Annotated in this window: 7 protein-coding genes; all 7 read right to left on the minus strand. The window is 67.9% G+C overall.

The features are described 5' to 3' along the window. Positions 1–498, minus strand: a complete 498-nt coding sequence (locus tag LN047_RS14235; protein ID WP_373982088.1) for a transporter suffix domain-containing protein — start codon at positions 496–498, stop codon at positions 1–3. Further along, on the minus strand, positions 495–1571 hold the full coding sequence (locus tag LN047_RS14240) for a DUF2955 domain-containing protein (RefSeq protein ID WP_373982089.1): 1077 nt from the start codon (positions 1569–1571) through the stop codon (positions 495–497). The genes LN047_RS14235 and LN047_RS14240 overlap by 4 nt, the downstream gene beginning before the upstream one ends. Further along, positions 1561–2724 (minus strand): HlyD family secretion protein, encoded by a 1164-nt coding sequence (locus LN047_RS14245; RefSeq protein ID WP_373982090.1) that lies wholly within the window; start codon positions 2722–2724, stop codon positions 1561–1563. Before LN047_RS14245 ends, LN047_RS14240 begins: the two co-directional genes overlap by 11 nt. Further along, complete coding sequence (locus LN047_RS14250) at positions 2717–4276, minus strand: efflux transporter outer membrane subunit (RefSeq protein WP_373982091.1); 1560 nt, start codon at positions 4274–4276, stop codon at positions 2717–2719. Before LN047_RS14250 ends, LN047_RS14245 begins: the two co-directional genes overlap by 8 nt. 258 nt (positions 4277–4534) lie before the next feature. Beyond that, the gene (locus LN047_RS14255; protein WP_373982092.1) at positions 4535–7600 is read right to left on the minus strand and encodes an efflux RND transporter permease subunit; all 3066 of its coding nucleotides are present in this window, start codon (positions 7598–7600) and stop codon (positions 4535–4537) included. Next, a complete protein-coding gene (locus LN047_RS14260; RefSeq protein ID WP_373979328.1) occupies positions 7597–10677 on the minus strand; it encodes a multidrug efflux RND transporter permease subunit in 3081 nt (1026 codons plus the stop codon). Before LN047_RS14260 ends, LN047_RS14255 begins: the two co-directional genes overlap by 4 nt. Continuing rightward, the gene (locus tag LN047_RS14265) at positions 10674–11810 is read right to left on the minus strand and encodes an efflux RND transporter periplasmic adaptor subunit (protein WP_373979329.1); all 1137 of its coding nucleotides are present in this window, start codon (positions 11808–11810) and stop codon (positions 10674–10676) included. The genes LN047_RS14260 and LN047_RS14265 overlap by 4 nt, the downstream gene beginning before the upstream one ends. Positions 11811–11872: the final 62 nt, after the last annotated feature.

Genomic DNA, 11872 nt, shown 5'->3' on the forward strand with positions numbered 1-11872 from the left:
CTAGACCGACCGCACGAACAACGCCCGCAGCTTGTTCCAGAAATCGCCGCCCAGAACGAAGAAGCTGGCCACCAGCATGACGTCGCCCAGCAGCTGCGCCTGCCATATCCGGGGGCGAAAGCCGGGCCAGATCTGGTCGACATAAGGTTCGAGCATCGAGGTCAGCAGCGGCAGGATGAACATCACCAAGCCGATCGCATGGCGCACCGGTCCGACCTTCTGCACGGGCGCCAGCTTCTTCGCGTGACCGCCGATGATGGCTTTAAGCTGCTGGAATCCCTCTTTGCCCATGACGGCGATGCAGGTGATGAGCAGCACCTTGTTGGCGATGAAGATGGCGCCCGTCAACGCCGCGATGCGTGACCCCGGGATGTCCATCACGGCGCCAATGGGGATAAGGAACCAGAGCGCGAAAGCCAGGACGAAGAGGGCGATTCCGCACTTGAAGCGCCAGCCCATCGCTGGCGCAGGGGGGGTAGGCATGTCTTGGGCACTCATGGCGGACTCCTTTTAAGGCGTGAGAACGGATGGCGTGCGGAAAATCCCGGTCCGCGCGGCCGGGGTTCAAGCAACTGAAGCATCAGGCACGCATACAGCGTGACCGCGATGAACAGACCCATGCGAATGGCGAAGGCCGTGTAGACATCATTGCCCGCAAAGCTGTCCTGGACCGACTGGCCAAGCAGGATGATGAGCGTGATCAGGGTGTTCAACCAGAAGCTCGGGGCGTGCGGTGTGGGGCTCAGCCGATACAGCTTGCGGGCGATCACCAGCGCGAACAGCAGCATCCAAAGGAAGTACATCCACAGGCTGGGAAACGGCCTGAGTCCGATCCAGAACGCCACGGCAAGCACGCCGGCCAGCAGGGTGGAACCGAGTATTTCGCGCGCCGCGCCATGCGCAGCCGTGACGCAGCTCTGCCTTCCCAGGCTGACCGCCTTCAGGATGATGGGCATGTAGCCCAGCGGATCGGTCATCGCCAACAGGAAAGCCGGCAGCACCACCAGCGCCGCGCGCAGGGCCATGCGGTTGGCCTCGCCCGCAGATAGCACGGGCGGGGGCGGCGGGGCCGGAAGGCCAGGCGGATCCGGGAACAGCGCGTGGCAGACGCCCAGCATCAGCGCTGCGAGCAGCAGGCCTTTGACCAGCGCCTCGATCACCGTCACGGCCAGACCGAAGTCGAAGGTGCCCGCCGCCGAAATCATGGTCAGGCCGATGATGAGAAACGTCGACACCAGGTTATTGCCGCCGCGCAGCCCGTGGCGGAACGCGAGGAACAGGCACAGGCCGACGATCAGGACGCCGGCGGCCGGGTAATAGCGCAGCAACGGGATGAGGACGAGGCCCGTGCCCGTGGTGAACGCCGCCACCAGCGCCAGGCCCACGCCGGCCTTCAGGGACAGCGGCCGGTTCATCTGCGCCAGCAGGAAGACGCCCAGCACCGGCGCGACCATCGGGATCGGCGTGTCCAGCCCGAAACTGATCGCCAGGCATAGCGCCGTCCCCACGCCCAGTCGCAGGGCGCGCTGGCCGCGCGGGTCGCGGGGAGCGGGGCGGTCGTCAGTACGCATAGGAAAGCCAGCTCATCAGCCGCAAATAGATGCGGCCCAGCGGATTGAGCGGATTGCCCGGCTGGGGAAATGCCATCACTTCCGCCTGTCCGCCCACGCGAATGCCGCGCAGGGAGGGGAGCTGCCCGGGATCGAGGTCGATGGCCACTGGGAAGCGCTGCGCCGGACGCAGCCAGTCGCGGCTGTTCTGCACCGTGGGCAGGCTGCCGGGCTGCGTGGGCGTGCCAACGCTTACGCCATAGCCCACGCTGCGCACCCGGCCCTCGAAGATCCGGCCGGGCAGCGCGTCCAGGATGATCGCCACCGGCGTGCCGGGGTCGACGTGTCCCAGATTGTTCTCGGTCATTTCCGCGTTAATCCACACGTCATGGATGGCGATGAGCGTCATGACGGGCTTGCCCGCCGCCGCGAACTGGCCCACATCGGTGCGCAGGTCGGTGACCAGGCCGGCCGCGGGCGCGCGCACCTGCGTGTTGGCCAGGTCCAGCTCGGCCTTTGCGACGGCGGCGGCTGCGCTGCGCAGCTTGGCGTTGTCTTCTTCGCTGCCGCCTTCCTGCTCGCGCGCCCGCTGCACCTCGGCGCGCGCGGCCGCAACCTGGCTGACCGCCTGCGCCAGGTTGGCCCGCGCGATCTCCAGGCGGCGCAGCGAGACCGTGCCCCGATCGTCGCTGTACAGGCGCTCAAGGCGGGTGCTGTCCTGGCGCGCGCGGACCTCGTTGGCTTGCGCCGCGCGCAATGACGCTTGCGCCGAATCGATACCGGCGGTGCTGGCGCCGATCTGGCGGCGCGTGGCGTCCAGGTCGGCCCGCGCACGGTCCAAGGCGATGCGGTACTGCTCGGCGTCGACGTCGAACAGCACGGCGCCCGCCTGGACGTCCTGGTTGTTGCGCACGCGAACCTGGGTCACCCGGCCCGCCACTTCGGACGCCACCGGGACCACGAAAGCCTCTACCCTCGCCTGCTGCGTGTAGGGCGTATAGCGGTCCGCCAGCAGATACCAGACCAGGCTAAGGACGATCACCACGACGACCCACCGGATACCTTTGCGGGCGGGATCCGGCGCGGGCGGCGGCGCGGCGGGCGGCGGGGGGCTGGCTGCGGGCGCGGGGCTGGCTGGGCTGCCCGATGGCGGCGCGGACCGGGGACTAGTCATCGGATCGCCTCGTGGTCTTGGAAATCGCGGAGGCCGGGGCGGGACGCCCGGCTTCGGTCAGCAGGTCGCCCCAATTGGTGCGTTGCTGCATCTGGTCTCGTGTGGCGGGATCGATCACCGGCTGGCCGCTATACCAGCCGCCGCCCACCGCCTTGTACAGCGCGATCAGATCGCTCACGGCGTTGCCCCGGTTCACCAGATAGGTGTCCTGCTGGGTCGCGAGCGCGCGCTGGGCGTCCAGTACCCGCTGGAAATCGGAATAGCCCTCGCGGTACAGCGCATTGGCCAGCGTCAGCGAACGCTTGGCGGCAAGCGCCGAGTCATAAAGAATGCCGTCCCGCTCCAGCGCCTTGATGAGCCCCGTGGCCGCGTCGTCGGCTTCGCGCGCCGCCTGACGCACGGCGTCCTGGTAGATGACGATGAGCTGCTGGAGCCGCGCGTCCTGCAGTCGCACCGTGTTGGTGATCCGGCCGTGGTCGAATACGTTCCAGCTCAGGCTGGGACCGGCAAGCAGCGCCGCGCCGCCTGACGTGCCGGCCAGCGACGTGGCGGTCCAGACAATGCTGCCCAACAGCGTCAGCGAGGGGTAGAGCTCCGCCTTGGCCACCCCCACCTGCGCGGACTGCGCCGCGATACGCAGTTCGGCGGCGCGGATGTCCGGGCGCCGCAGCAGCAGGTTTGCAGGCACGTCCTGCAGGACAGCTTTGTCAATCAGCGGAATCACGGCCTCCTTGGACGCCAGGTCGGGCAATTCGGGCATCGGGCCAGGAGGCTTGCCGACCAGCACCGCCAGCGCATTGCGCGTGCGCGCGATCTGGCTTTCGAATTCCGGGATGGTGCTGAGCGTGCCCAGGTATTGCGTGCGGGCCTGCTGCAGATCCAGTTCGTCGGTCTCGCCGCTTTTGAACAGGCGTTCGGTGATCTCGTAGCTGCGCTTCTGGATCGCCGCATTGTCGCGGGCAATGCGCAGCCGCGCCTCGGCCGTGCGCAGCGCGTAATAGCTTTCGGCGACCTGCGCGTGCAGCAGCACCAGCACGTCTTCGCGATTGGCTTCGGCGGCGAAGTACGCCGCGTCGGCGGACTCGATGGCGCGGGAAAAGCGGCCCCAGAAATCCAGCTCCCAGCCGATGTTGAAGCCCGCGCTGTATTGCCAGAAACTGCTGGGGCGGGGATTGCCCTCGGCCGAGCGCGACGCGCGATGCTGATACAGCGCGTCCGCGCCCACAACCTGGGACTGCGGAAACAGGCCGCTGCGCGCGATGCCCAGCTGGGCGCGCGCTTCCATGATCTGCAGGCCGGCCACCTGCACGCCCGGATTGTTCGCGTCCGCTTGGGCGATCAGAGATTCAAGAACGGGGTCGTTGAAGATGCGCCACCATTGCCGCGCATCGGGCTGGGCGCCGGATTCGGTGGCCTGCCGCAGCGCCGGCGTATCCCACTGACTGGACCAGTCGACGCGCTGCGGCGCAAAGTCGGGCCCCGCCTGCACGCATCCGCCGAGGCTGAGCATGCCCATCAGCAGCAGTCCATTCGAACAAGTCATCGGCCACATTGGGCACCATGTCTGTCAGAGGCCAAACTGCGAGTTCCGGTGTCGGCGCTTTTGGGGCCCCGCTCCGCGAACGCCGGAAAGCCCGGCAGCGACGCTTAGTCAGGCGTGCGCGCCGGCATCGCGGGCGGAAAGCCGCATTCCGGGGGCGCAAATGTGCACCGGGGCCGGATCAGGCGGCTTTCGTCAGCGTGCCAAACGATTCTATTGAGCTTTTTATTTTCCGGCTAGCGGGAAGATGGCGGGCCTGCAGATGCGCGGTCAGGCCGTGCGGCGCTTGTCCCAGGCCAGCCGGCGCAGGCGTTCCAGCGCCAGATAGACGATCGGGGTGGTGTACAGCGTCAGGAACTGGCTGATCATCAGTCCGCCGACGATCGCCACGCCGAGCGGGCGGCGCAGTTCCGACCCTTCGCCCATGCCCAACACCAGGGGTAGGGCGCCCAGCAGGCCTGCCAGGTTGGTCATGACGATTGGCCGCAAGCGCAACATGGCGGCGCGGTGGATGGCCTGTTCGGGCGTCAGGTTTTCGCGCCGCTCCAGGCTGAGGGCAAAGTCGATCATCAGGATGGCGTTCTTCATGACAATGCCCACCAGAAGGAACAGCCCCAGCAGCGCAATGAGGGTGAACTCGATGCCCGCCAGCCGCAGCGCCAGCAGGGCGCCGACGCCGGCCGAAGGCAGCGTGGACAGGATCGTCAGCGGATGCAGCGGGCTTTCATACAGGATGCCCAGCACCAGATAGATGGCGACCAAGACGCCCAGGATCAGCCAGGGCTGGTCCTGCAGGCTCTGCTGGAAGTTGTGCGCATCGCCGCCCAGCCGGGTCTGGATGTGCGAAGGCACCATCAGCTTTGCCGTGGCCGCGTCGATGGCGGCCAGGCCTTGTTCCAGCGATACCCCGGGCGCCAGCGAAAACCCGACCCACACGGCGGCGAACAGCCCGTCGTGAAAGACGCGGTCGTTGACCAGGCCATTGTCGTAGGTGGCGAACGCGGTCAGCGGCACGCGGTTGCCGTCAGCGGCCACCACGTGCACCCGTTCCAGGACCTCGGGATCCTCGGTGTAGCGGGGGTCCAGTTCCAGCACGACGCGGTACTGGTTCATGGCGTCGTACAGCGTGGCGACCTGGCGCTGGCTGAACGAATTGCTCAGCACGCTGCTGATGGTCTCCATGTCCACGCCCAGCCGCTGCGCCGCGCTGCGGTCGATGTCGATCACCACCTGCTGCGTGGCGCCGTCGCCTTGGGCGTCGACGTCGCGCAGCTCGGGGATCTCTTGCATGGCCTTGGAAATCTTGCGCGACCATTCGCGCAGCGCGGGCACGTCGCTGGCCATGATGGCCAGCTCGTGGTCGCCGGAATTGCCGAAGCCGCCGGGCATGCGCAGGTCCTGGTCCACGTTCAGAAAGAACATGCCGCCCGGCACCGCCGGCGCGTGGGTGCGCATCCAGTTGATGACTTGGGTGGAAGACTCGTTGCGTTCGGCGGCAGGCTTCAAGCGGATGAGGAACAGCGAATTGCTGATGCCCAGGCCGCCGCCGTTGTAGCCGATGACGTCCTCGACGGCGGGGTGCTTCAGGACCAGTTGCCGGTACTGGTCGATCTTGGGTTGCATCACCTGGAACGAAAACCCGTCGTCGCCCCGCACGAAGCCCATGAGCTGGCCGGTGTCCTGCACGGGCAAAAAGCCCTTCGGCGCCTGCACGTACAGGTAGACGTTCAGCCCCACGACGCCGGCCAGCAGCAGCAATGTCAGGCGTGCATGGCCAAGCACGCGCGCCAGCGACACGCCATACCAGTCGTGCAGGCGGGCAAACACGGCCTGCATGCGCGATGGCTTGGCCGCGGCGGCGCTGACGGGCCGCAGCCACCGCGCGCATAGCGCGGGAATGATGGCCACTGAGACAACCAGCGAAATCACCGTAGCGGCCACCAGCGTGATCGAGAACTCGCGGAACAGCCGTTCCACCAGCCCGCCCATGAAGAGGATCGACACGAAGACCACGCTCAGCGCGACCGTCATCGCCACCAAGGTGAATCCCACTTCCCGCACGCCACGCAGGGCGGCCTTGACCGGCGTCAGCCCGCGCTCCAGGTGGCGCGAGATGTTCTCCAGCACGACGATGGCGTCGTCCACGACCAGGCCGGCCGCCACGATCAGCGCCATCAGCGACAGGTTGTTCAGCGAAAAGCCCCACGCGTACATGACGGCAAAGGTGGCGATCAGGCAGACGGGAATGGCCACGCTGGGAATCGCGGCGGCGCGCGCGTTGCCCAGGAACAGCCACACCACCAGGATGACCAGCCCGGCGGCCAGCGCCAGGGTGATGTGGGCTTCGCGCAGCGTCGCCTTGATGCCGGGCGAGCGGTCCAGCGCCACCGTCAGGTCCACGTCGGCGGGCATCAGCTGGCGCAGGCCCGGCAGCGCCTGGTTGATGGCGTCGATGGTTTCGATGATGTTCGAGCCGGGCTGGCGGCTGATGGTCAGCACCACGGCCGGATTGCGATTGTGAAAGCCGCTGCTGTAGCGGTTCTCGACCGAATCGCTGACGCGGGCCACCTGCGACAGCCGGATTACCGCGCCGTCCTGGTAACGCACGATCAGGCTGTCGTAGTCCTGGGCGCGGCGCGGCTGCTCGGGGGTGCCGACCTCCCAGCGCCGCGCGGCCGAATCCAGCTGGCCTTGCGGACCCATCGGCGCCGCGTTGGAGATGGCCTCGCGCACGTCGTCCAGGGCCACGCCGTAGTGCGCCAGCGCGTTGGGGTTCACCTGGACCCGCACGGCGGGCAGCGAGCTGCCGCCCATCGTGACTTCGCCCACGCCGCTGATCTGCGATAGCTTTTGCGCCAGCACGGTGGAACCCAGGTCGTAGAGCTGGCCCGCGGGCCGGGTGGCGGAACTGAGGGCCAGCGCCATGATGGGCGCCTGCGACGGATTGACCTTGCGGTAGCTGGGATTGCCCGGCATGCCCGAGGGCAGTTCGGCCCGCGCGGCGTTGATTGCGGCCTGCACGTCGCGCGCGGCCTCGTCGATGTCGCGGTCCAGGTCGAACTGCAGCTGAACGCGCGTTGCGCCCTGATTGCTGGAAGAGCTCATGGAACTGACGCCGGCGATGCTGCCGAGCGCCCGCTCCAGCGGCGCCGCGACCGTGCTGGCCATGCTTTCGGGACTGGCGCCGGGCAGGTCGGCTCGCACTTCGATGGTCGGAAAATCGACCTGCGGCAGCGGTGCCACCGGCAAGAGCCGCCATGCCACGGCACCCAGCAGCGTCAGCGCCAGCGCCAGGAAAATGCAGGCGACCGGACGGTGCAGCAACGCGCGGATCATTTCACCGGGCCTTCGGCGTTGGGCGCCGGTGCGGCTTGAGCGCGCCGGTGGCCCAGACGGTGAAAGAACAGGTAGACGGCGGGCGTGGTGAACAGCGTCAGGACCTGGCTGACCAGCAGCCCGCCTACCATGACCCAGCCCAGCGGCTGGCGCAATTCAGCGCCCGAACCCGTCGCCAGCATCAGCGGCAGCGCGCCAAACAGCGCGGCCAGCGTAGTCATCAGGATGGGACGCAGGCGCAGCAGCGCGGCCTCGCGGATGGAGGCCTGCGGCGCCAGGCCGCGCGTGCGCTCGGCCTCCAGCGCAAAGTCGACCATCATGATGCCGTTCTTCTTGACCAACCCGATCAAGAGGATGATGCCGATGACCGCGATCAGGTCCAGCGGCCGCCCGGTCAGCAGCAGCGCCAGCAGTGCACCCACCGTGGCCGAGGGCAGGGTGGACAGGATGGTGACCGGGTGGATGGCGCTTTCGTACAGCATGCCCAGCACCAGGTACATGGTCACCACCGCGGCCAGCATCAACCACAACGTGTTCGACAGCGACGCCTCAAAGGCGGACGCCGCGCCCTGCAGCCGCAGCTCGACGCTCTCGGGCATGCCGATCTCCTGGCGCGCCGACTCGATGGCGGCGATGGCCTGGCCCAGGGACCCGCCGGGCGGCAGGTTGAAAGACAGGTTCACCGCGGGGAACTGCGACAGGTGATTGACCGCCAGCGGGACGGCGCGCTCGCTGACGGTGGCGAGCGCTGACAAGGGGATGGGCTGGCCGGTGTCCGTTTGCAGATGGATGCGTTCCAGCGCTTCGGGGCTGGCCGCCATCTTGCGGTCAACTTCCAGCACGACGCGATATTGGTTCGACTGCGTAAAGAGCGTGGCGACCTGACGCTGGCCGAATGCGTTGTACAAGGCTTTCGCCACATCGTCCATCGTGAGGCCCAGACGCGCGGCGGCGTCGCGCGAGACCTCCAGATAGGCCTGGCGGCCGTCGCCCTGCAGGTCGGACGAAACGTCGGCCAGTTCCGGCGCTTGCGCCAGGCGCTCCATGAGCGCGCGGGTCCAGCGCGACAGCAGCGCGCTATCCGGCGAGGTCAGGCTGAACTGATACTGGCCGCGGCTGACGCGATCCTCGATGTTCAGTTCCTGGACGGGCTGCAGATAGAGAGAGATGCCGTGCACATCGCGAGCCCTCGCGTCCAGCCGCGCCATGATGTCGGCCAGCGGGGCGGTGCGCTCGTTCCAGGGTTTCAGGTTGATCAGAAGCCGCCCCGTGTTCAGCGTGGCGTTCATGCCGTCGATGCCGATGAAGGAAGACAGCGTGGCGACGTCGGGATCCGCGAGCAGACTTTGCGCCACCGCCTGCTGGCGGCGCGACATGGCGTCGAACGAGGTGCTTTGCGACGACTGCGTCACGCCTTGCAGCACCCCGCCGTCCTGCGCCGGGAAGAAACCCTTCGGCACCGCCAAATACAAGAGTCCGGTGAGGACCACGGTCGCCAGCATCGCCAGCAGCGTCAGCCGCTGATGACGCAGCGTCATGTCCAGCCAGCCTGCATAGCGCGCCTGCAGGCGATCCAGCACTCCAGGCTTGGACGGCGCGTGCGGCGGCAGCAGCCGGGCGCACATCATGGGCGTGAGGGTCAGCGATACGGCCAGCGATATCAGGATGGCAACGGCCAGCGTGATGGCGAATTCGCGAAACAGCCGGCCCACCACGTCTTCCATGAACAGCAGCGGGATCAGCACCGCGATCAGCGATAGCGTCAGCGAAACGAGCGTGAAGCCGATCTGTCCGGCGCCCTTCAAAGCGGCCGCCATCGGGCTGTGCCCCTGTTCCCGGTAGCGTGCGATGTTCTCCAGCATGACGATGGCGTCGTCCACCACGAAGCCCGCGCCGATCGTCAGCGCCATCAGCGTGAGGTTGTTGGTGGAAAAGCCGGCCAGATACATGAACCCGAAGGTCCCGATCAGCGACAGCGGCACGGCCAGGCTGGGGATCAGCGTGGCGGGCAGGTTGCGCAGAAAGAGGAACGTCACCAGCACCACCAGCCCCACCGCGAACCCCAGTTCCCACTGCACGCCGCGCACGGACGCGCGGATGCTTTCGGTGCGGTCGGTCAGGATGCGCACCTCCACGGCGGCGGGCAGGCTGGCGGTCAATTGGGGCAGCAATGCCTTGACCTGGTCGGCCACCGCTATGACGTTGGCGCCGGGCTGGCGCTGGATGTTCACCAGCACGGCGGGCTGCCTGTCGACCCACGCCGCCAGGTAGCGGTCCTCGGCGCCGTCCTCCACCGTCGCGATCTGGCCCAGCCGCACCGGCGCGCCGTTCTTCCAGGCGACGATCAGGTCGCGGTACTCCTGCGCGCTCTGCAACTGGTCATTGGCGTCCATGATGACGGACCGCACGGGGCCGTCGAAGCTGCCCTTGGGCTGATTGGAATTGGCCTTGGCGATCGCTTCCTGCACGTCCGACAGCTTCAGGCCGCGCGCGGCCAGCGCCATCGGATTGACCTGTACGCGCACGGCGGGGCGCTGTCCGCCGGCCAGGCTGACCATGCCCACGCCCGACAACTGCGACAGCCGCTGCGTCATGCGCGTGTCCACCAGATCGTAGACCTTGGGCAGAGGCAGTGAATTCGACGTGACGGCCAGCGTCAGGATCGGCACGTCGGCGGGGTTGACCTTGCGGTACACGGGCGGGGTGGGCAGATCGCCCGGCAGCAGCGAATCGCTGGCGCTGATGGCGGCCTGCACTTCCTGTTCGGCCACGCCCAGCGGCACGTCAAGGGCGAACTGCAACGTGATGACCGAGATGCCGCTGCCGCTGGTGGACGACATCTGCTTCAGTCCCGGTATCTGCCCAAAGCGCCGCTCCAGCGGCGCGGTGACCGCGCGCGCGGTCACATTGGGGCTGGCGCCCGGATACTGCGTGGTTACCTGGATGATCGGGTAGTCCACCTGCGGCAACGCGGCCACGGGCAGCATGCGCCAGGCCAGGCTGCCCGACAGCAGCAGGGCAATCATCAGGAACGACGTCGCGACCGGACGCAGGATGAATGGGCGTGACAGGCTCATGCGGACTCCTCGTCGTGGCCGGGCGGGTCGACGATCTGCACGTCGCGTCCGTCGTGCAGGCGGTCCACGCCTTCAACGACCACGCGCTCGTTCGCGGCCAGGCCCGTCAGCACCACGATGCGGCCGGCGTTGGCCGGGCCCAGCGTCAGCACCCGGCGGGTGGCGCGGTTGTCGTCGCCGATGACGAACACGAACGCGCCTTGCGAACCGTATTGCACGGCCGCGGCCGGAATGGTCACCACGTCATCTTCCTGCACCACGGCCAGCCGGATGTTCACGAATTGATTGGGAAACAGCGATTCGTCGGCATTGTCGAAACGGGCGCGCAGCCGCACCGTGCCGCTGGCGGCCTGGATGCGGTTGTCCAGCGCCTCGAGCGTGCCTTCGGCAAGCAAGCGGCGGTCGTCGGCATCCCAGGCCTGCACGCGCAACACGGCGGTCTTCGCCTGCGCCTGCCGCAAAAGAGCCAGGCGCGTTTCCGGGATGCTGAAAAGGGCCGAGGTGGGGGCCATCTGAACCACGGTGGTCAAGCCGTCCGCGTCCGTCGCGCGGACGTGGTTGCCGGCGTCGACGCGCCGCAATCCCACCCGGCCGGCATGCGGCGCCACGATGCGCGTGTGACCGAGCAGGCGCTGGGCATCCGCGACTTGCGCCTGGTTTCGTTGACGCCGCGCGGCGTAGGCTCGCACCTGGGCCTCGGCGGTATCGAGCTGCTGGCCCGCCACCGCGTCCTGCCGCGCCAGCTTGCGATACCGCCGCAGGTCCGCTTCGGCGTTGTCCAACAGCGCCTGTGTCTGCGCCAGTTCGCCCTCGGCCAGCGCCAGCGCGGCCAGGAAGGGGCGCGGATCGATCTCGGCCAGCAACTGGCCTTGCGTGACGGCCTGGCCTTCCCGGTAGTGCAGCTTGACCAGTTCGCCATCGACCTGGCTGCGCACGGTCACCCGCGCCAACGGCGTGATGGTGCCCAGCGCGTGCAGGTCTCGCTGCAGCGGAGCGACGCGCGCAGCGGCGACGCTCACCGCGACGGGGAGCTTCCCGTAGTTCGGGGGAGGCGGAGCGGCCGGGCCTTTGTTGCCCGCCAGCCAGAGCGCCACACCAATCAGCAGGGCCAGCGCCAGGGCGGCTGCGATCAAGATCAGGCGTTTGCGTGAGGGGGTGGGGCCCGCAAGGAAGCGCAGGGACATCAGGGCTGCCA

It is taken from the genome of Achromobacter sp. JD417, assembly GCF_041879325.1.
GTDB lineage: Bacteria > Pseudomonadota > Gammaproteobacteria > Burkholderiales > Burkholderiaceae_B > Achromobacter > Achromobacter mucicolens.

What these genes read in the sequence shown, in the direction of transcription:
- LN047_RS14260 (WP_373979328.1), bottom strand. Translation starts at nt 10,677, where the DNA reads ATGAGCCTGTCACGCCCATTCATCCTGCGTCCGGTCGCGACGTCGTTC.
- LN047_RS14250 (WP_373982091.1), bottom strand. Translation starts at nt 4,276, where the DNA reads ATGTGGCCGATGACTTGTTCGAATGGACTGCTGCTGATGGGCATGCTC.
- LN047_RS14240 (WP_373982089.1), bottom strand. Translation starts at nt 1,571, where the DNA reads ATGCGTACTGACGACCGCCCCGCTCCCCGCGACCCGCGCGGCCAGCGC.
- LN047_RS14245 (WP_373982090.1), bottom strand. Translation starts at nt 2,724, where the DNA reads ATGACTAGTCCCCGGTCCGCGCCGCCATCGGGCAGCCCAGCCAGCCCC.
- LN047_RS14255 (WP_373982092.1), bottom strand. Translation starts at nt 7,600, where the DNA reads ATGATCCGCGCGTTGCTGCACCGTCCGGTCGCCTGCATTTTCCTGGCG.
- LN047_RS14235 (WP_373982088.1), bottom strand. Translation starts at nt 498, where the DNA reads ATGAGTGCCCAAGACATGCCTACCCCCCCTGCGCCAGCGATGGGCTGG.